A 19,599-nucleotide genomic window follows, 5' to 3' on the forward strand; every position below is an offset into this window, starting at 1 on the left:
AGCTCCCTTTTTTGTGGCCGATTGTTAGTACATCACTTCGTGGCCGTAACTGGCGAGAATGTTTTTCACGCGCTCCATCGTCTCTTTACCCGGCGGCTTTACGCCATCCAGCTTGTACTCTTCACCCATCGCAATCCATTTATGCTTACCCAGTTCGTGATAGGGCAGCAATTCAATCTTCTCAACGTTCTGCATATCACGGGTGAATTCGCCCAGGCGATGCGCGGTGTCATCGTCATCGGAATAGCCCGGTACGACAACGAAACGGATCCAGGTTCTCTTGCCTTTTTTCTGCAGATAACGGGCAAAGTCCAGGGTACGGTGATTAGAGACCCCCACCAGAATCTGATGCACATCGTCATTCATCTGTTTCAGGTCGAGCATCACTAAGTCAGTAACATCAAGCAGTTCATCGATCACCGGATCATAGCGGCGTACGAAACCGTTCGTGTCGAGACAGGTATGAATGCCTTCCGCTTTACAGGCGCGAAACCAGTCGCGCACAAATTCAGCCTGAAGAATCGCTTCACCACCAGAGGCCGTAACACCGCCGCCAGAGGCGTTCATAAAATGGCGATAGGAAAGCACATCCGCCATCAGCGCTTCAACGCTGATCTCTTTGCCGCCGTGGGTATCCCAGGTGTCGCGGTTGTGGCAGTAGAGGCAGCGCATCAGGCAGCCCTGAAAGAAGGTGATAAAACGGATGCCGGGACCATCGACGGTGCCGCAGGATTCAAATGAGTGGATACGACCGTTAACTGACATTGCGATGTGTTCTCCAGTGAGTCTGCCGGGACAGACGGCGCAATCTCTGTTGCGCTCAGGGCAGGAAATCGATTCTGGTGGGAACCTTGATAAAGATGACCAACAAAACAGACTTTTAAGGAAAAGGCTCCGCGAGGAGCCTTTTTATATCGGGTTGAGCCGTGATTACAGTGACTGTGTGAAGGTACGGGTAATCACATCCTGCTGCTGCTCTTTAGTCAGGGAGTTAAAGCGCACAGCATAACCGGAAACGCGGATGGTCAGCTGCGGATACTTCTCTGGATGCTCCATCGCGTCCAGCAGCATTTCACGGTTCATGACATTGACGTTAAGGTGCTGACCGCCTTCGATGCTCGCTTCATGATGGAAGTAACCATCCATCAGACCGGCAAGGTTAGTTTTACGCACGTTATCATCTTTACCCAGCGCGTTTGGCACGATTGAGAAGGTATAAGAGATGCCATCTTTCGCATAGGCAAACGGCAGTTTCGCGACGGAAGTCAGTGAAGCCACCGCACCTTTCTGGTCACGGCCATGCATTGGGTTAGCACCGGGTCCAAACGGTGCACCAGCACGACGTCCATCCGGTGTGTTACCGGTTTTCTTACCATACACCACGTTTGAGGTGATGGTCAGAACAGACTGTGTCGGCACGGCATTACGATAGGTGGTCAGCTGCTGAATTTTCTTCATGAAGCGTTCAACCAGATCGCAGGCCAGGTCATCAACGCGGGAGTCGTTGTTACCGAACTGTGGATATTCACCTTCGATGTCGAAGTCGATCGCCAGACCATCTTCATCACGAATCGGTTTCACTTTGGCATATTTAATCGCAGACAGTGAATCCGCAGCAACGGAGAGACCAGCGATGCCACACGCCATGGTGCGATAGACGTCACGGTCATGCAGGGCCATCAGCGCGGCTTCGTAGCTGTACTTATCATGCATGTAGTGAATGATGTTCAGCGAAGTCACATACTGTTTTGCCAGCCAGTCCATGAAGTGATCCATACGCTCCATGACGGTGTCGAAGTCCAGCACATCATCGCTGATTTTGTCGCCTTTCGGTCCAACCTGCATTTTCAGTTTTTCATCCACGCCGCCGTTGATTGCGTAGAGCAGGGTTTTCGCCAGGTTTGCACGTGCACCAAAGAACTGCATTTGTTTGCCGACAATCATCGGGCTGACGCAACAGGCGATGGCGTAGTCATCATTGTCGAAATCAGGACGCATCAGGTCATCGTTCTCATACTGCAGAGATGAGGTGTCGATTGAGACTTTAGCGGCATATTTTTTGAAATTAATTGGCAGTTTTTCTGACCACAGAATGGTCATGTTCGGCTCAGGTGAAGGACCCATGGTGTACAGGGTATTCAGGAAGCGGAAGGTACTTTTTGAAACCAGAGTACGGCCATCAACGCCCATACCTGCCAGTGATTCGGTTGCCCAGATTGGGTCACCTGAGAACAGCTCATCATATTCAGGAGTACGCAGGAAGCGAACCATACGCAGTTTCATGACCAGATGGTCAATCAGTTCCTGTGCCTGTTCTTCAGTCAGTTTACCGGCTTTAAGGTCACGCTCGATGTAAACATCCAGGAAGGTTGAGACGCGGCCAAAGGACATGGCAGCACCGTTTTGTGATTTAACGGCAGCAAGGTAGCCATAATAAGTCCACTGTACGGCTTCAACGGCATTGGTTGCCGGGCCCGAAATGTCGTGGCCATATTTTGCGGCCATCTCTTTAATCTGCGCCAGCGCACGATGCTGATCCGAGATCTCTTCACGCAGACGAATGGTCGCTTCCAGATTCACGCCATTCTCTAAATCGTTCTGCAGAGAGGCGAACTGGGAGAATTTATCCGCCATCAGGAAATCGATGCCGTAGAGAGCCACGCGACGATAGTCACCGATGATGCGGCCACGTCCATAGGCATCGGGTAAGCCGGTCAGGATACCTGATTTACGGCAGCGCATGATGTCCGGGGTGTAAACGTCGAACACGCCCTGATTATGCGTTTTACGGTATTCGGTGAAGATTTTTTTCAGTGAAGGATCGAGTTCACGGCCATAGACTTTGCATGAACCTTCGACCATTTTGATGCCGCCAAAAGGAATCAGCGCACGTTTTAATGGTGCCTCAGTCTGCAGACCAACGATTTTTTCCAGCGACTTATTGATGTAGCCTGCGTCGTGCGAGGTAATCGTTGAGGCGAGGTCGGTGTCGAAGTCAACTGGCGCGTGGGTGCGGTTTTCAATTTTGATGCCTTCCAGCACGCTTTCCCACAGTTTAGTGGTCGCTTCAGTTGCGCCCGCCAGGAACGACTCATCACCTTCATAAGGGGTGTAGTTCTTCTGAATGAAGTCGCGCACATTGACGCTATTCTGCCATTCGCCTTCAGCAAATCCTTCCCATGCTGAAGCCAGTTTTGCATTAAGTTCGGTCATAATATACCTGCCTTATATGAAGAGACTTGACGGTCGGGCACAGTCAACGTCCTGTGCCGTCAAAATGTGTTTAATGGACCTGGTCACCTTTACGGAGATAGATAACCCAGTAGGTCAACCCAACCAGAATGCCGCCGCCAATGATGTTGCCAATGGTCACAGGAATCAGGTTGTCGAGAATAAAGTTGCTCACGGTAAGCGAGTGAAACTGTGCCGCCGTGGTGCCAGCAGCCTGCCAGAATTCAGGTGCCGCGAAGTCGCGAATGACAATGGCATAAGGAATCAGAAACATATTGGCGATGCTGTGCTCGAAACCGCTGGCGACAAACATGCCAACAGGCAAAATCATTACCACCAGCTTATCGGTCAGGGTACGGCCGGAGTAACTCATCCAGACGGCGAGGCAGACCAGCAAATTCGCCAGCGTACCCAGACAAACCGCTTCGATGAATGTGTGATGCATTTTGTGATCGGCGGTTTCCAGGACATTCAATCCCCAGGCGCCATTCGCGACCATATGCTGTCCGGCAAACCACATCAGGGCGACAAAGAAGAGGGCACCTGCAAGGTTACCGGCGTAAACGTTAATCCAGTTGCGGGCCAGCTGTCCCCAGCTGATGCGGCCACTGGCTTTGGCGACGACGATTAAGACAGTAGAAGTAAAGAGGTCAGCGCCACACACGACGACCAGCATCAGGCCGAGTGAGAAACAGACACCGCCAATCAGTTTGGCTATGCCATAGGGCATCGTGCCGCTGCCGGTGGTCGCTGTAATATAAAAAACGAATGCGATGGAGATAAATACGCCAGCGTTTATCGCCAGAAAGAAGGTGGTGAAGGGATGTTTGGTTGCTTTATAGATACCGGCGTCTTCGGCCACTTTCGCCATTGCGGCTGGTAATAAAAGATTAAAAGGGTTGTCAGTTTTCACACTAACTTACTCCAGAAGTTGTCTGGAAAAATACTAACAAAGGAGTATAGGTCAGGAATTGATATGGATCATGTTTGCCGACATGGCAGCCTGTAAATCGCAGAGGAAAAGCGAAATAAATCTCTAACTTTTTGAATTTATTTAGTTAAATAAATTTTAAAAATGCAAAATTTTTTTAATGTAAAAAGACTTACCCTTTTTGAAGGGCCTGCCTGATGAGTAATTAATGGCTGATATGTTAATTAAAATGATTTGATGTAATTGAATGGATTTTAATACAGCTAATGTTCCACAAGGAAGGCAGAAAATTATGGCACCAGAAAACTCCGGTGCCATGTTAATCCTCTTTTTGGATCAGTCGCGTTATAACTTACGCATTTTTCCAGTAGAGACGCTTAGCCGCCTGCAGTTTTTCGTAAGCAGCAAGCAGGGACTGATGAGCCGGGAATGCCTGCAGTTCATCATCAACGGCCTGCAGACCGTTAAATGGATGTTCACCACTGATGGCGGCTGAGGCTGCTTCCATCGCGCTTTCACCGTACATACGCAGGAAGGCGTGATGATACTGCAGCGGATCACGCTCATCTTCCATTGCCAGTAACAGCAGAGTCTGCAGACAACGATAGTAGTTAGCCCGCTCTGGCGTAAAGATGGAGCTGTTAAACTCCATTGTCCACTCTGTCCAGATCAGTGCCTGATCCAGATCGCCACCCGCCAGCGCCAGCATCGCTTTTAATTCGCCAACACGCAGTGTGTACCAGCCGTTGTCTTTACCGGTTGCCAGACCCAGCAGTTCGCGAACGCGAGTGAAGTCGTCAAAACCTTCATCATCAAGCTGTCCAATCAGATCCAGATACTCTTCCGGATTCCAGTTGCTGTCAGGCAGGGCCAGCAGGGTTTCACGAATGCCCGCGCCCATGCTGTTATTCGCCAGGAAGAGATCTTCGGCAGGGTAGATATCAGACATCCCCGGTACGATGATGCGGCAGGCATAGACACCCAGATGCTCGTAGTCAGCAATATAGACTTCCTGATCTTCCGAGGCAAAGATGGCCATCAGTGTGGAGAATTCCTGCTCGGTGCTGCCTGCAAATGACCAGTCAACAAAGGGATAGTCCGCTGTTTCTTTAAACAGATCCCATGAGATAAGACCGCTTGAATCAATGAAATGGGTCTCCAGATTGGCATGTTCAGCGACTTCTTCATCATCAAAAGTCGGTGGCGTGAACACATCAAGATCTTTCAGGCTTCGGCCCTGCAGCAGCTCAGTGACAGTTCGTTCCAGTGCCACACCAAAATCGGGGTGGGCACCAAAGGAGGCAAAACAGGTTCCGTTGGTCGGGTTAAACAGCACCACACAAATCACCGGATATTTACCGCCCAGCGAGGCGTCATAAGCGAAAATCGGGAAGCCTTCCGCTTCAAGGCGGGCAATTGCCTCGATCACCTCTGGATAACGCTGCATTACCTCATCAGGGATCGCTGGCAGGCTGATTGCTTCCGCGATGATGCGGTTCTTGATGTAGCGCTCAAACACTTCGGAGAGGCCCTGAACACGCGCTTCATTCGCGGTGTTTCCTGCGGACATGCCATTTGAGACATAGAGGTTGCCGATGATATTCATCGGGATGTAAACAGTTTGCTGATCCGACTGGCGGGTAAACGGCAGGGCGCAGATACCGCGCTCAGCATTGCCAGACTGCAGATCAATCAGGCCGGAAGCCGTCAGAGCATTGTCGGGATCGTAAAACGCGTTCAGGCGCGCATCCAGAATGCCTTCAGGTAAGGAATCATCCTCAGGTAACGCGAACCATTTTTCATTGGGATAGTGAACAAAGTCGCCGTTCGCGATCTTTTTGCCCAGCCAGAAGTCAGCAAAAAAGTAGTTAGTTGAGAGACGCTCAAAATATTCGCCCAGTGCAGAGGCCAGCGCAGCTTTTTTACTGGCGCCCTTGCCGTTGGTAAAGCAGAGCGGGCAATCGCGGTCGCGGATATGCACTGACCAGACATGGGGAACAGGATTCAGCCAGGAAGCTTCTTCAATGTTAAAGCCGAGATCCTGCAGCTTGTTCTGGAAACGCGCAATGGAGTCTTCCAGTGCGGCATCTTTGCCCGGGATAAATGTTTGCGTCATAGTGCCGCTCTCTCTGTTGTCATGGGGTGCGTAAAGCGCGCAATGATACGGATTTTGCTTACAGACCGCTATCAGGGCGGGACATTTTTACCGGCTTAGTTTTTATCACATCGGCTCTCAGGCCAAACGTGGATTAATGGTGCTGGATAACGCCTCACAAAATTCCGCGCTGGTTTGCATTGGTAACATAACCTCCGGCGAGGCATATTCAGAAAATGTGACCGCGCCCTGATTTATGATTGCAGCTATCAGTATGCAGTGATAAAACCGAATGGTTATTCATAACCGTTCGATATGACAGTGGTGAGGGGAAATGACGCAAGTTTATAATTTTAGCTCTGGCCCGGCGATGCTACCGGTTGAAGTCCTTCGTCGTGCAGAACAGGAACTGACGAACTGGCGCGGTCTGGGTACCTCTGTAATGGAGATCAGTCACCGCAGTAAAGAGTTTATTCAGGTAGCTGAAGAAGCAGAGCAGGACTTCCGTGATCTGCTAAAAATACCGGCCAATTACAAAGTTTTATTCTGTCATGGCGGCGCGCGCGCGCAGTTTGCTGCTGTACCCGGTAATCTGCTGGGTCAGGCGACAACTGCTGACTATGTTGATGGCGGCTACTGGGCGCATAGCGCAATAAAAGAAGCGGAAAAGTATTGTTCCCCACGCACGCTGGATGTCAAAACAACCCGCGACGGTAAACGCGCTATCCTGCCGATGAGCGAATGGGCGGTAAGTGAGGCATCCGCTTACCTGCATTTTTGCCCGAATGAAACCATTGATGGCATCGCCATTGATGAACAGCCTGACTTCGGCAGTAAAACCGTTGTTGCTGATTTCTCCTCTACCATTCTGTCTCGTCCGATCGATGTGAGTCGTTATGGCGTGATTTATGCGGGTGCGCAGAAAAATGTAGGCCCGGCCGGATTAACGCTGGTGGTTGTGCGTGAAGATCTGCTGGGCCAGGCGCATGCCTCAGTGCCTTCAATCCTCGATTACAAAGTACTGGCCGATAACGATTCGATGTTTAACACCCCACCGACGTTTGCATGGTATCTGTCGGGGCTGGTATTTAAATGGCTGAAAGAGAAGGGCGGTGTCGCTGAAATTGATCGTATTAATCAGGCAAAATCTGACCTGCTTTATGGCGTCATCGATCATAGTGGTTTTTACCGTAATGATGTGGCGACAGAAAACCGTTCACGCATGAACATTCCTTTCCAGCTGGCGGATGCGTCACTGGATGCGCTGTTCCTGGAAGAGTCATTTAAGGCGGGATTGCATGCGCTTAAAGGACATCGTGTAGTAGGCGGTATGCGCGCCTCTATCTATAATGCGATGCCGCTGGAAGGTGTGAAAGCGCTGACCGATTTCATGGTCGATTTTGAACGTCGCCACGGCTGATTATTAAAATATCAGCACTAATGCTGATGCCAGACCTCGTCACACGGCGAGGTCTCTGTATTTTTGAGGATTTCGTTTCACATGCAGGACTCCCTGACTCTCCAACCCATTTCGCGTGTCGATGGCACCGTGAACCTGCCAGGTTCTAAGAGCGTTTCTAATCGCGCATTGTTGCTGGCTGCGCTGGCTAAAGGCACTACCCGTCTCACCAACCTGCTCGACAGCGACGATGTAAAGCATATGCTGAATGCGCTGACCGCGCTGGGCGTAAGCTATACGCTTTCAGACGATCGTACCGTGTGTGAAGTCACGGGGAATGCAGGACCACTGAACGCATCTCAACCGCTGTCACTGTTTCTGGGCAACGCCGGCACCGCTATGCGTCCGCTGGCTGCCGCGCTTTGCCTGGGCGCGCACGATATCGAACTGACCGGCGAACCCCGCATGAAAGAGCGTCCAATCGGGCATCTGGTCGATGCGCTTCGTCAGGGTGGCGCAACCATTGAGTACCTGGAAAACGAAAACTATCCGCCGCTGCGTTTACGCGGTGGTTTTACCGGCGGTGATGTCAGTGTGGATGGCAGTGTTTCCAGTCAGTTCCTGACGGCGCTGCTGATGACCGCGCCGCTGGCGCAGCAGGATACCTGCATCACGATTAAAGGTGATTTGGTTTCCAAACCTTACATCGACATTACGCTCAATCTTATGCAGTGCTTTGGCGTCGACGTTGAGAATCAGAGCTATCAGCGTTTCCTGATTAAGGGACAGCAGCAGTATCAGTCACCGGGCGATTACCTGGTGGAAGGTGATGCCTCTTCCGCTTCTTATTTCCTGGCGGCTGCAGCCATAAAAGGCGGAACGGTCCGGGTCACCGGTATCGGACGCCAGAGTATGCAGGGTGACATTCGGTTTGCTGACGTGCTGGAAAAGATGGGTGCTGCGATCGAATGGGGCGATGATTACATTGCCTGTACGGCTGGAAAGCTGCAGGCCATTGATATGGACATGAACCATATCCCGGATGCTGCAATGACCATTGCCACCACGGCGCTGTTTGCAGAAGGCACCACCCAGTTACGTAATATTTATAACTGGCGGGTAAAAGAGACCGATCGATTGAGCGCAATGGCGACAGAGCTGCGTAAAGTCGGCGCGGAAGTCGAAGAGGGTCATGACTACATCCGTATTACCCCACCTGCGACGCTAAAGCATGCTGATATTGGCACCTACAATGATCACCGTATGGCAATGTGCTTTTCTCTGGTAGCACTGTCAGATACGCCAGTGACCATTCTTGATCCTGGCTGTACAGCTAAAACCTTCCCGGACTACTTCGTTCAGCTGGCTAAAATCAGCCAGAGCGCCTGATATCTCTCTCTTCCGGTGCGGTTCCGCACCGGATCTCCCCGGATTTAATCTGGCTGTAACGGCCCAGCGATCCTCTGAATTAACTAAAATTACGAACCCGGTTAGTGCGAAACAGTAACCAAGCCGCGCTATGCAGCGTATAATGCGAGTCATTAATGGTGACCGAAAGGTCAGGAAGCACGCAGCAACAGGAGGGAATAATGACAGTAACTGCCCCGGTCATAACTATTGATGGGCCAAGTGGAGCGGGAAAAGGAACACTGTGTAAAGCGATGGCAGAATCGCTGCAGTGGCATCTGCTGGACTCCGGTGCTATTTATCGCGTGCTGGCATTAGCCGCGTTGCATCATCAGGTCGACATCGAATCTGAAGAAGCGCTTGTGCCGATTGCTGCACACCTCGATGTGCGCTTTGTGTCACAAAATGGTGACATGCAGGTCATCCTTGAAGGTGAAGATGTTACCGGTGAAATCCGTACTCAGGAGGTCAGCAACACCGCGTCACGTGTTGCCGCGTTTCCACGGGTGCGCGAAGCGTTATTACGCCGCCAGCGCGGTTTCCGCGAGCTGCCGGGATTAATTGCTGATGGACGAGACATGGGCACCGTGGTTTTCCCGGAGGCGCCAGTGAAAATTTTCCTGGATGCCAGTCCGGAAGAACGTGCTCAGCGCCGTATGCTACAGTTGCAGGACAATGGCTTTAATGTTAACTTTGACCGCCTTTTAGCCGAGATAAAAGAACGCGACGACCGCGATCGCAACCGCGCAATCGCACCTTTAGTAGCCGCTGGCGATGCACTGGTTCTGGACTCTACCGAGATGTCTATCGATCAAGTCATCGAAAAAGCGCTACACTATGCCCGCGAGAAGCTGGGTATTACGGCTTAACTGAATTTATCACCCTGTACCATGGATCAGGTGCCGGGCATGTGAAACAACCCCATCCGACATGAAGTCAGATGGACGTTAAATTGAAGAATCCTGAAGATTATCAATATGACTGAATCTTTTGCTCAACTATTTGAAGAATCCTTAAAAACAATCGAAACCCGCCCGGGTTCTATCGTTCGTGGCATCGTCGTTTCTATCGACAAAGATGTCGTTCTGGTTGATGCGGGTCTGAAATCTGAATCTGCAATTCCTGCAGAGCAGTTCAAGAACGCAGCCGGCGAACTGGAAATCCAGGTAGGCGACGAAGTTGATGTTGCTCTGGATGCAGTGGAAGACGGCTTCGGTGAAACCCTGCTGTCCCGTGAGAAAGCGAAGCGCCATGAAGCATGGATCACGCTGGAGAAAGCTTACGAAGACGCTGAAACTGTTACCGGTGTTATCAACGGCAAAGTTAAAGGCGGCTTCACAGTTGAGCTCAACGGTATCCGTGCGTTCCTGCCAGGTTCACTGGTAGATGTGCGTCCGGTGCGCGATACGCTGCACCTGGAAGGCAAAGAGCTTGAATTCAAAGTGATCAAGCTGGATCAGAAACGCAACAACGTCGTGGTTTCACGTCGTGCGGTTATCGAATCCGAAAACAGCGCAGAGCGCGATCAGCTGCTGGAAAACCTGCAGGAAGGCATGGAAGTTAAAGGTATCGTTAAGAACCTCACTGACTACGGTGCATTCGTTGATCTGGGCGGCGTTGATGGCCTGCTGCACATCACTGACATGGCATGGAAACGCGTTAAGCATCCAAGCGAAATCGTTAACGTGGGCGACGAAATCACCGTTAAGGTGCTGAAGTTCGACCGCGAGCGTACCCGTGTTTCTCTGGGTCTGAAGCAGCTGGGCGAAGATCCATGGGTTGCTATCGCTAAACGCTATCCGGAAGGCACCCGCCTGACCGGTCGTGTTACCAATCTGACTGATTACGGCTGCTTCGTGGAAATCGAAGAAGGCGTTGAAGGTCTGGTACACGTGTCTGAAATGGACTGGACTAACAAAAACATCCATCCGTCTAAAGTTGTTAACGTAGGCGATGTTGTTGAAGTTATGGTTCTGGACATTGACGAAGAGCGTCGTCGTATCTCCCTGGGTCTGAAGCAGTGTAAATCTAACCCATGGCAGCTGTTCGCTGAGACGCACAACAAAGGCGATCGTGTTGAAGGTAAAATCAAGTCAATCACTGACTTCGGTATCTTCATCGGCCTGGATGGCGGCATCGACGGTCTGGTTCACCTGTCTGACATCTCCTGGAACGCGACTGGCGAAGAAGCCGTTCGTGAGTACAAAAAAGGCGACGAAATCGCTGCCGTTGTACTGCAGGTTGATGCAGAGCGCGAGCGTATCTCTCTGGGCGTTAAACAGCTGGCAGAAGATCCGTTCAACAACTACATCACTTTGAACAAGAAAGGTGCCATCGTCACCGGTAAAGTGACTGCAGTTGATGCTAAAGGTGCTACAGTTGAATTAGCAGACGGCGTTGAGGGTTACCTGCGCGCTTCTGAAGCTTCACTGGACCGCATTGAAGATGCAACTCTGGTTCTGAACGTTGGCGACGACGTTGAAGCTAAGTTCACTGGCGTTGATCGTAAAAACCGTGTCGTAAGCCTGTCTGTCCGTGCGAAAGACCAGGCTGATGAGAAAGAAGCTATCAATACTGTTAACACCAAACAGGAAGAAGGCAATTTCTCTAGCGCTATGGCTGAAGCGTTCAAAGCGGCTAAAGGCGAGTAATCGACCTGAAGCACCGGGTGGGCAACCACCCGGTTTCGGTAAAAGCTGTCATACATTCCTGTAGGGATAAACCGGAGGTTACATGACCAAGTCAGAACTGATCGAAAGACTGGCGGGACAGCATACTCATATACCGGCGAAAGTCGTTGAGGATGCAGTCAAAGAGATGCTTGAGCACATGGCCACTACGCTGGCACAGGGCGAGCGCATCGAAATCCGGGGATTCGGCAGCTTTTCTTTGCACTATCGCGCTCCGCGTACTGGACGTAACCCGAAAACGGGTGACAAAGTGGATCTGGAAGGTAAATACGTTCCCCACTTTAAACCAGGCAAAGAGCTGCGTGATCGCGCAAACATCTACGGCTAAGCCGATACCGAACCCAATAAACGACATCTCCGGATGTCGTTTTTTTTGCCTGCGATTCAGGCTGAGCACTGATATCCAGATTACAGTCGTCAACACTGCAAGGCCGCATTCTGTTTGTGAGGTCGCTCCAGCCTGCCTGATTGTTCCCTGTTAGTTTCACCTCAATTGCCCAGAATAATCGAACTGAAACAATGGATACGATTATGCTGACATGGACCGTTCTGGCGCGACTGGTGATCGTTGCAACATTACCGCTATTGCTGATGGCCCAACTGCCCTCAGGTAAGATGATGGTGATGCTGGTACTGATGGGCCTCGCTCTGCTCCATTGCCGTTACCCATCCTTTCGCTGGACCGGTATTACGCTGCTGTTGCTGGCATGGGCTTTTAACGATGCCCGTCTGATGGTGCGGGATATTGAACAGCTCTCCATGCGTCCCGCCACCTTTACGCTTGAGATCAGTGAACTGCGGAAAGAGAGAAAGCAAATCCGGGTTCGGCTGCTGGAAGAAGAGGGCAGAATGATATTCCCTCCCCGCTATGCCTGGCTTTATTTCGATACTGATCCGGAAACTTATTGTCCGGGACAACGCTGGACGATGCGACTTCGTTTGAGACCAGTCCATGCTCGTCTCAATGAGGGCGATTTCGATGCGCAGCGTTTTGCTCTGGCTAATAATACGCCGCTCCAGGGCAGGATCCTTAATCAGGTTGCCGTTAGCGAACAGTGTAATGGACGCTGGCGATTTATTTTATGGCATCGCGACAGGACCCACTCCATGCCTGCACGTGCCACGCTGGAGGCACTCTCCTTTGGCATCAGGGATGAAATGAGCCAGCAGACTCGCCAGTTACTTCGGGATACCGGTACTGCGCATTTAATGGCGATATCGGGCATGCATATCGCCCTGGCCGCCAGCACCGGCTGGATCATTACGCGTGGGGTGCAATTTGTCCTGCCAGCCCGGCGTATCGGCTATCTTCTTCCGCTTATCGTAAGCTGGCTATTTGCTGCAACCTATACCTGGCTCTCAGGAGCACAGCCTCCCGCAGCGCGTGCATTGCTGGCCCTGACGCTGTGGGCAATAACACGGTTTGCAGGTGTACAACTCAATAGCTGGCAGGTCTGGACCTTCTGTATTGCATTGCTGCTGGTGACGGATCCGCTGACCGTTTTGTCTGACAGTTTCTGGCTCTCGGTACTGGCTGTAGGCATGCTGCTGGTCTGGTACCACTGGTTTCCCTTGCCTGCACGATTCCGTCATCAAAAGCGATGGATTCCGATACAACTGCTGCATTTGCAGGTGGGCATGATGATTTTAATGGTGCCGTTGCAGGTAGCGATATTCAACGGGATCAGCCTGACCGCACTGCTGGCAAATCTGGTGGCAATTCCGGTCATCTCGTTCATTACCATGCCATTGATAACGTTCGCGTTGCTGCTGCCGATGGCGCCTGTATCGGGCTTCTTCTGGGGGGCGGCCGATCTCTCCGTGCGTGCACTGTTTCATTCTCTGGCTTTACTGCCGCCAGGATGGTGGCCGCTGAGTGGCACAACCTGGTTTACGATTATGGTATGGGGAAGTCTGATTCTCTGGCGTGCGCAGTTCTTCTTTTCTTTGCCATTGAGCAGCTGTGTGTTGGCGCTGGCGATGATATGGAGTCGCCAGTCCCATCAGGAGCCGGGCTGGCGCATTGATATGCTGGATATCGGGCACGGATTAAGCCTGGTGATCAGTCAGGGCAAGGAGGCGGTGATGTATGACACAGGGCCGCGCTGGCAGAACGACAACGCAGGGAGTCGGGTAATCATTCCATGGCTGGAGCGCAAACAGTTACGGTTAAAACAGATCATCCTGAGTCATAAACATCTCGATCATACCGGCGGGCTGGAGGCGATTACGCAACGCTGGCCAGCGGTAGAAGTCAGAAGCGCGCTGGCAGAGAAAACGCATTTACCCTGCGTACGCGGCACGCAGTGGCGCTGGCGGCAACTCCACTTTCAGGTAGTCTGGCCGCTAACGGCACCTTTGCCGGGTGACAATAACGATTCCTGTGTGGTAATCGTTGATGATGGTCAGGTCCGGCTGATGTTAACCGGCGATATTGAAGCGAAAGCGGAACGTCAGTTGGTGGCGCTGGAAAAGCAGGGGCTGAAGGTGGATATTCTGCAGGTACCGCATCACGGCAGCCGTACCTCGTCGACCTCATTGCTGCTGCGCAAAACCGGCGGACATACCGCGATTGCCTCGCTCGCACGCTACAATGCATGGCGTATGCCCGCGAAAAGTGTTCTGGAAAACTATCGAACAGCCGGTTTTACATGGCTGGATACGGGCCAGTCAGGACAAATCAGTATCAGGGTAGAGCAGGGCAGCGTGCAGGTTTACACCCTACGGGAACAATTAATGCCCCGTTGGTATCATCAGTGGTTTGGCGTCAAACGCGAATCCAGGTAGAATGGCCGGCTATTTCCAACAGCGTGAATAAATAATGCATCAAGATAAAGATCTCTCTACGTGGCAGACGTTTCGCCGACTCTGGCCGATGATCGCGCCTAATAAAGCGGGATTAATTGCGGCTTCAGTCGCCCTGATTATCAATGCTGCGGGCGACGCCTTAATGCTCTCACTGTTGAAACCATTACTGGATGATGGTTTTGGTAAAGCTGACAGGTCGGTGATGCTATGGTTGCCGTTAGTGGTCATTGGCCTGATGCTGGTACGCGGCGTGACCAGTTATATCTCCAGCTACTGCATCTCCTGGGTCTCAGGCAATGTCGTGATGAATATCCGCCGTCGGCTGTTCAGCCATATGATGGGAATGCCGGTTTCATTCTTTGACCAGCAGTCGACCGGCACCCTGTTGTCACGCATTACTTACGATTCCGAGCAGGTCGCCTCCTCTTCTTCCGGCGCGCTGGTGACGGTGGTGCGTGAAGGTGCTTCCATTATTGGCCTGTTTGTTATGATGTTCTACTACAGCTGGCAGCTGTCGTTGATCCTGATTGTTCTGGCACCCATCGTCTCATTTGCGATCCGTACTGTTTCAAAGCGTTTCCGCACCATCAGCAAAAGTATGCAGAACACCATGGGTCAGGTGACAACCAGCGCTGAGCAGATGCTGAAAGGTCACAAAGAAGTGCTGATTTTTGGCGGTCAGGAAATCGAATCGGAGCGCTTTTCCCGCGTCAGTAACCGTATGCGTCAGCAGGGAATGAAGCTGGTATCAGCATCCTCCATTTCGGATCCCATTATTCAGCTCATCGCATCGCTGGCACTGGCGTTTGTACTTTATGCCGCGAGCTTCCCAAGCGTCATGGATACGCTGACCGCCGGGACGATTACCGTGGTCTTCTCCTCGATGATTGCCCTGATGCGCCCGCTTAAGTCTCTGACCAACGTTAATGCCCAGTTCCAGCGTGGCATGGCGGCCTGTCAGACGCTGTTCTCTATTCTGGACAGTGAGCAGGAAGTGGACAATGGCACACGCGAAATGACCCGGGCGAAAGGCGATATCGAATTCCGTGATGTGACCTTTACCTATCCGGGCCGTGATATTCCGGCACTGCGTAATATCAATCTGTCACTGCCAGCAGGAAAAACGGTGGCGCTGGTGGGCCGTTCAGGTTCTGGTAAGTCGACGATGGCGAGCCTGCTGACCCGCTTTTATGACATTCAGCAGGGCGAAATCCTGCTGGACGGACATGACCTGAGAGAGTACAGCCTGCGTTCGCTGCGTAATCAGGTCGCGCTGGTGTCGCAGAATGTGCATCTCTTTAACGACACCATTGCCAATAACATCGCTTATGCGCGGAGTGAGCAGTATAGCCGTGCAGAGATCGAGCAGGCAGCCACCATGGCGCATGCCATGGACTTTATCAATAAGATGGATAAAGGCCTGGATACAGTGATTGGCGAGAATGGCGTGCTGCTATCTGGCGGTCAGCGTCAGCGTATCGCCATTGCCCGCGCACTGCTGCGTGATTGTCCGATTCTGATCCTGGATGAAGCGACCTCTGCGCTGGATACTGAGTCAGAACGCGCCATTCAGTCTGCACTCGATGAGTTGCAGAAGAACCGTACTTCGCTGGTGATTGCGCACCGTCTCTCAACCATTGAGAAAGCGGATGAAATCGTGGTCATTGAAGATGGTCAGATTGTTGAACGCGGTACGCATCAGGTGTTGCTGGCAGAACGCGGTGCCTATGCACAACTGCATAAGATGCAATTCGGCCAATGATTGAACGTATCTGGAGTGGTCGCTCACCGCTATGGCTACTGCTATGGCCATTCAGCCTGCTGTATGGTGCGATCACGGCCCTGATACGTTTCAGTTACAGGCGTGGCTGGCGTAAAAGCTGGCGCGCGCCTTTGCCGGTCGTGGTGGTGGGTAACCTCACTGCCGGCGGCAACGGAAAGACGCCGGTGGTGATCTGGCTGGTTGAGGCGTTGCAGCAGCGCGGCGTGCGTGCTGGCGTCGTCTCCAGAGGGTATGGCGGCAAGGCGGATCAGTATCCCTTGCTGGTCACCGCACAGACCAGCACGGAACAGGCCGGTGATGAGCCGGTTTTAATCGCTCAGCGCACCGGGGCGCCGGTCGCGGTGGCGCCCAGAAGGCGACAGGCGATTGAAGCATTACTGCAACAGGGCTCGCTGGATGTGGTCATCACTGATGACGGCCTGCAACATTACGCCCTGCAGCGCGATCGCGAGATCGTGGTGGTGGATGGCGTACGACGCTTTGGCAATGGCTGGTGGTTGCCCGCAGGTCCGATGCGCGAACGCGCTTCTCGTCTGCGGCAGGTTGATGCCGTCATCATCAACGGTGGCGACGCGCAGCCCGACGAGATTGCCATGCAGCTTCAGCCCGGGCTGGCCACCAATCTCCTGACCGGGGAAACCTGTCCAGCTGAGCAACTGGGTGCGGTAGTTGCGATGGCCGGTATAGGCCATCCTCCCCGTTTTTTCACCACGCTGAAAAAGCAGGGCATCACGCCAGTTGCAGAGATCGCCTTTGCCGATCATCATGCCTACAGCGAGGATGAGCTGACCCGATTACTCCAGACAGGCCAGCAGCTGTTGATGACCGAAAAAGACGCGGTGAAATGCCGCGACTTTGCTCAGCCTGACTGGTGGTATCTGCCGGTCGATGCTCACCTGACCGGTAAATCCGTCACGCCATTACTGGCTGATATTGAACAACTCTGTCGCCGCACGCTCTGATACCCGCACCCATTCAGGTGATGCCTGATAAGGAAGAGGATGAACAGCCCGCATTCACTTTCGTTACAGCAAGCACGTCACCTTCATCTCGCCGCGCAGGGCCTGCTGCGCGCGCCGGCAAAACGCGCGGTGTATCAGGATCTGATCAACTGCATCTCCCGCATGTCGCTGCTCCAAATCGATACCATTCATGTGGTGGCCCGCAGTCCCTATCTGGTGCTGTTCAGTCGCCTGGGTAATTATCCTCAGGCATGGCTGGAGCAGGCGCTGGCGCAGGGTGAACTCTTTGAATACTGGGCGCATGAAGCCTGTTTTATTCCCCGCGCCGATTACAGACTGCTTCGTCATCGCATGTTGTCGCCTGAACGTCTGGGCTGGAAATACAACGCGCAATGGGTTGCTGACCACCAGCAGGCGATTGCTGAACTATTGCAGCAGATCCGGGAAAATGGCCCGGTGCGCGCCGCCGATTTTACGCACGCCGATAACCCGAAGTCAGGCTGGTGGGCATGGAAACCGCACAAACGTCATCTGGAAAATCTCTTCAGCGCCGGTGAGCTGATGGTCGCAGAACGCCGCAATTTTCAGCGCGTCTACGATCTGCGCAGCCGCGTAATGCCTGACTGGCAGGATGAACTGCATGGTATCAGCGAAGCCGAAGCGACCCGTCAGATGCTGATGAACAGCGCCCGCAGCTTAGGGGTTTTCCGCGCGGCCTGGCTGGCGGATTACTATCGCCTGAAGCGGGCACCCGTAAAAGACTTTATCGCTGACGCCGAGGCTGCGGGCGATCTGGTCGCCGTCAATACAGAGGGTCTGGGCGAGATGTGGCTGCATCGTGACCTGCTGCCGTTGCTGGAGACGCCGCTGCAGGCGACGCACAGCACAGTGCTTTCTCCGTTTGATCCGGTGGTCTGGGATCGCAAACGCGCGCTTGAGCTGTTTAACTTCGACTACCGTATCGAGTGCTATACCCCCGAGGAGAAGCGCAAGTTTGGCTATTTTGTGTTGCCCATCCTCCATCGCGGGCAAATAAAAGGCCGGCTTGATGCCCGTATGCTGCGTCAGTCAAAACAGCTGGAGATTAAAAAACTCTGGCTGGAAGAGAAAACCCGTGTCACGGCGCGTTTTGCAGCAGATATCCGGCGCGCTATTGAACGCTTCGCAGCCTGGCAGGGCGCAGAAAGCGTCGCCATCCTGCAGGTACCCGATGCGCTTAAAGCGCACTGGCCAGCCCTGTGGACGCTGGATTAATCAAATTTTCGGCAGCCGCTGTGGGATGGTGTTTTACTCCATCCCGCATACGCCGCGCTATGGTATGCTTGAACCCTTACGCATTCGGTCCCTGATGGAGGACATATGGATCATCGTTTACTCGAAATCGTTGCCTGCCCGGTGTGCAATGGCAAACTCTACTTCAACAATGCACAGCAGGAGCTGATCTGCAAACCTGATGGCCTGGCCTTCCCGGTTCGTGACGGCATTCCGGTGCTGCTGGAAACGGAAGCCCGCACGCTCTCCGTCGAAGAGATTCATCCATGAGTTTTACGGCCATCATTCCTGCGCGTTATGCGTCAACCCGCTTACCGGGCAAGCCACTGCTTGATATCCATGGTAAACCGATGGTCGTGCATGTGATGGAGCGCGCCCGTGAATCGGGTGCCAGCCGTGTCATCGTTGCTACCGATCATCCTGACGTGGCAAAGGCCGTCGAGGCGGCAGGCGGCGAAGTCTGCATGACGCGCGCCGATCACCAGTCCGGCACGGAGCGGCTGGCGGAAGTGATCGAAAAATATCAGTTTGCCGATGACGAAATCATCGTCAACGTCCAGGGCGATGAGCCGATGATCCCGGCAGAGATTGTGCGTCAGGTGGCGACCAATCTGGCGGGGTCAGCAGCGGGCATGGCGACGCTGGCGGTGCCAATTACGGATGCGGAAGAAGCTTTTAATCCGAATGCGGTGAAAGTGGTCATGGATGTGAATGGCTACGCGCTCTATTTCTCACGGGCTACCATTCCGTGGGATCGTGAACGCTATGCAGCCTCGCGCGAGCAGATCGGTGACACGCTACTGCGTCACATTGGCATCTACGCTTATCGTGCCGGTTTTATTCGCCGCTATGTTGCCTGGGCGCCTTGCCCTCTGGAACAGATTGAGCTGCTCGAGCAATTGCGCGTTTTGTGGTACGGCGAGAAAATTCATGTCGCCGTGGCGAAAACCATCCCGAGCGTGGGTGTGGATACGCCAGACGATTTGCAACGTGTTCGTATTGCCATGCAGGCCTGACAAGC

The 19,599-nt window shown here is 52.9% G+C and carries 15 protein-coding genes; 11 read left to right on the forward strand and 4 right to left on the reverse strand.

Annotated elements, in window-relative coordinates; translation table 11 throughout:
- Nucleotides 1-24 precede the first annotated feature (24 nt).
- From pflA to ycaO, 4 genes are all read right to left on the reverse strand, one after another.
- The gene (pflA, locus tag NP77_RS16775; RefSeq protein ID WP_008925842.1) at nucleotides 25-765 is read right to left on the reverse strand and encodes a pyruvate formate lyase 1-activating protein; all 741 of its coding nucleotides are present in this window, start codon (nucleotides 763-765) and stop codon (nucleotides 25-27) included.
- Nucleotides 766-930: 165 nt separating this feature from the next.
- A complete protein-coding gene (gene pflB, locus NP77_RS16780; protein ID WP_033761664.1) occupies nucleotides 931-3,213 on the reverse strand; it encodes a formate C-acetyltransferase in 2,283 nt (760 codons plus the stop codon).
- A gap of 70 nt (nucleotides 3,214-3,283) precedes the next feature.
- Nucleotides 3,284-4,144 (reverse strand): formate transporter FocA, encoded by an 861-nt coding sequence (gene focA, locus NP77_RS16785; protein ID WP_003849342.1) that lies wholly within the window; start codon nucleotides 4,142-4,144, stop codon nucleotides 3,284-3,286.
- A 370-nt stretch (nucleotides 4,145-4,514) separates the two neighbouring features.
- Nucleotides 4,515-6,278 (reverse strand): 30S ribosomal protein S12 methylthiotransferase accessory factor YcaO, encoded by a 1,764-nt coding sequence (ycaO, locus tag NP77_RS16790; protein ID WP_039660932.1) that lies wholly within the window; start codon nucleotides 6,276-6,278, stop codon nucleotides 4,515-4,517.
- A 313-nt stretch (nucleotides 6,279-6,591) separates the two neighbouring features.
- On the opposite strand from ycaO, the gene serC reads away from it, so the two are divergent.
- The 11 genes from serC to kdsB all read left to right on the forward strand — a co-directional run bounded on the left by serC (nucleotide 6,592) and on the right by kdsB (nucleotide 19,594).
- A complete protein-coding gene (gene serC / locus NP77_RS16795; RefSeq protein ID WP_003849345.1) occupies nucleotides 6,592-7,677 on the forward strand; it encodes a 3-phosphoserine/phosphohydroxythreonine transaminase in 1,086 nt (361 codons plus the stop codon).
- Nucleotides 7,678-7,758: 81 nt separating this feature from the next.
- Nucleotides 7,759-9,045 carry a 3-phosphoshikimate 1-carboxyvinyltransferase gene (gene aroA, locus NP77_RS16800; protein ID WP_039660933.1) on the forward strand — a complete coding sequence of 429 codons (1,287 nt, stop codon included), beginning with the start codon at nucleotides 7,759-7,761 and terminating at the stop codon, nucleotides 9,043-9,045.
- Between the two features lie 200 nt (nucleotides 9,046-9,245).
- Entirely contained in the window at nucleotides 9,246-9,932 is a 687-nt protein-coding gene (cmk, locus tag NP77_RS16805) for a (d)CMP kinase (RefSeq protein WP_008925844.1), read from the forward strand.
- A gap of 108 nt (nucleotides 9,933-10,040) precedes the next feature.
- Nucleotides 10,041-11,714, forward strand: a complete 1,674-nt coding sequence (rpsA, locus tag NP77_RS16810; protein ID WP_003849352.1) for a 30S ribosomal protein S1 — start codon at nucleotides 10,041-10,043, stop codon at nucleotides 11,712-11,714.
- Nucleotides 11,715-11,796: 82 nt separating this feature from the next.
- Nucleotides 11,797-12,081 (forward strand): integration host factor subunit beta, encoded by a 285-nt coding sequence (gene ihfB / locus NP77_RS16815; protein WP_003849360.1) that lies wholly within the window; start codon nucleotides 11,797-11,799, stop codon nucleotides 12,079-12,081.
- Nucleotides 12,082-12,284: 203 nt separating this feature from the next.
- Nucleotides 12,285-14,540 carry a DNA internalization-related competence protein ComEC/Rec2 gene (locus NP77_RS16820; protein ID WP_039660935.1) on the forward strand — a complete coding sequence of 752 codons (2,256 nt, stop codon included), beginning with the start codon at nucleotides 12,285-12,287 and terminating at the stop codon, nucleotides 14,538-14,540.
- A 34-nt stretch (nucleotides 14,541-14,574) separates the two neighbouring features.
- Nucleotides 14,575-16,323: a lipid A ABC transporter ATP-binding protein/permease MsbA gene (gene msbA / locus NP77_RS16825; protein ID WP_003849365.1), complete on the forward strand. Its 1,749-nt coding sequence runs from the start codon at nucleotides 14,575-14,577 to the stop codon at nucleotides 16,321-16,323.
- Complete coding sequence (lpxK, locus tag NP77_RS16830) at nucleotides 16,320-17,306, forward strand: tetraacyldisaccharide 4'-kinase (protein WP_003849368.1); 987 nt, start codon at nucleotides 16,320-16,322, stop codon at nucleotides 17,304-17,306. The genes msbA and lpxK overlap by 4 nt, the downstream gene beginning before the upstream one ends.
- Nucleotides 17,307-17,345: 39 nt before the next feature.
- Complete coding sequence (locus NP77_RS16835) at nucleotides 17,346-18,560, forward strand: winged helix-turn-helix domain-containing protein (RefSeq protein WP_003849371.1); 1,215 nt, start codon at nucleotides 17,346-17,348, stop codon at nucleotides 18,558-18,560.
- 105 nt (nucleotides 18,561-18,665) lie between these two features.
- On the forward strand, nucleotides 18,666-18,848 hold the full coding sequence (locus tag NP77_RS16840; RefSeq protein WP_003849374.1) for a Trm112 family protein: 183 nt from the start codon (nucleotides 18,666-18,668) through the stop codon (nucleotides 18,846-18,848).
- Nucleotides 18,845-19,594, forward strand: a complete 750-nt coding sequence (gene kdsB / locus NP77_RS16845) for a 3-deoxy-manno-octulosonate cytidylyltransferase (protein ID WP_003849376.1) — start codon at nucleotides 18,845-18,847, stop codon at nucleotides 19,592-19,594. Before NP77_RS16840 ends, kdsB begins: the two co-directional genes overlap by 4 nt.
- Nucleotides 19,595-19,599: the final 5 nt, after the last annotated feature.

It is taken from the genome of Pantoea sp. MBLJ3, from assembly GCF_000816655.1.
Classification (GTDB): domain Bacteria; phylum Pseudomonadota; class Gammaproteobacteria; order Enterobacterales; family Enterobacteriaceae; genus Pantoea; species Pantoea eucalypti.

Bases quoted from the DNA above. Each gene is read 5' to 3' on its own strand.
- pflA (WP_008925842.1), bottom strand. From the start codon at position 765: ATGTCAGTTAACGGTCGTATCCACTCATTTGAATCCTGCGGCACCGTC.
- pflB (WP_033761664.1), bottom strand. From the start codon at position 3,213: ATGACCGAACTTAATGCAAAACTGGCTTCAGCATGGGAAGGATTTGCT.
- ycaO (WP_039660932.1), bottom strand. From the start codon at position 6,278: ATGACGCAAACATTTATCCCGGGCAAAGATGCCGCACTGGAAGACTCC.
- serC (WP_003849345.1), top strand. From the start codon at position 6,592: ATGACGCAAGTTTATAATTTTAGCTCTGGCCCGGCGATGCTACCGGTT.
- aroA (WP_039660933.1), top strand. From the start codon at position 7,759: ATGCAGGACTCCCTGACTCTCCAACCCATTTCGCGTGTCGATGGCACC.
- cmk (WP_008925844.1), top strand. From the start codon at position 9,246: ATGACAGTAACTGCCCCGGTCATAACTATTGATGGGCCAAGTGGAGCG.
- rpsA (WP_003849352.1), top strand. From the start codon at position 10,041: ATGACTGAATCTTTTGCTCAACTATTTGAAGAATCCTTAAAAACAATC.
- ihfB (WP_003849360.1), top strand. From the start codon at position 11,797: ATGACCAAGTCAGAACTGATCGAAAGACTGGCGGGACAGCATACTCAT.
- NP77_RS16820 (WP_039660935.1), top strand. From the start codon at position 12,285: ATGCTGACATGGACCGTTCTGGCGCGACTGGTGATCGTTGCAACATTA.
- msbA (WP_003849365.1), top strand. From the start codon at position 14,575: ATGCATCAAGATAAAGATCTCTCTACGTGGCAGACGTTTCGCCGACTC.
- lpxK (WP_003849368.1), top strand. From the start codon at position 16,320: ATGATTGAACGTATCTGGAGTGGTCGCTCACCGCTATGGCTACTGCTA.
- NP77_RS16835 (WP_003849371.1), top strand. From the start codon at position 17,346: ATGAACAGCCCGCATTCACTTTCGTTACAGCAAGCACGTCACCTTCAT.
- NP77_RS16840 (WP_003849374.1), top strand. From the start codon at position 18,666: ATGGATCATCGTTTACTCGAAATCGTTGCCTGCCCGGTGTGCAATGGC.
- kdsB (WP_003849376.1), top strand. From the start codon at position 18,845: ATGAGTTTTACGGCCATCATTCCTGCGCGTTATGCGTCAACCCGCTTA.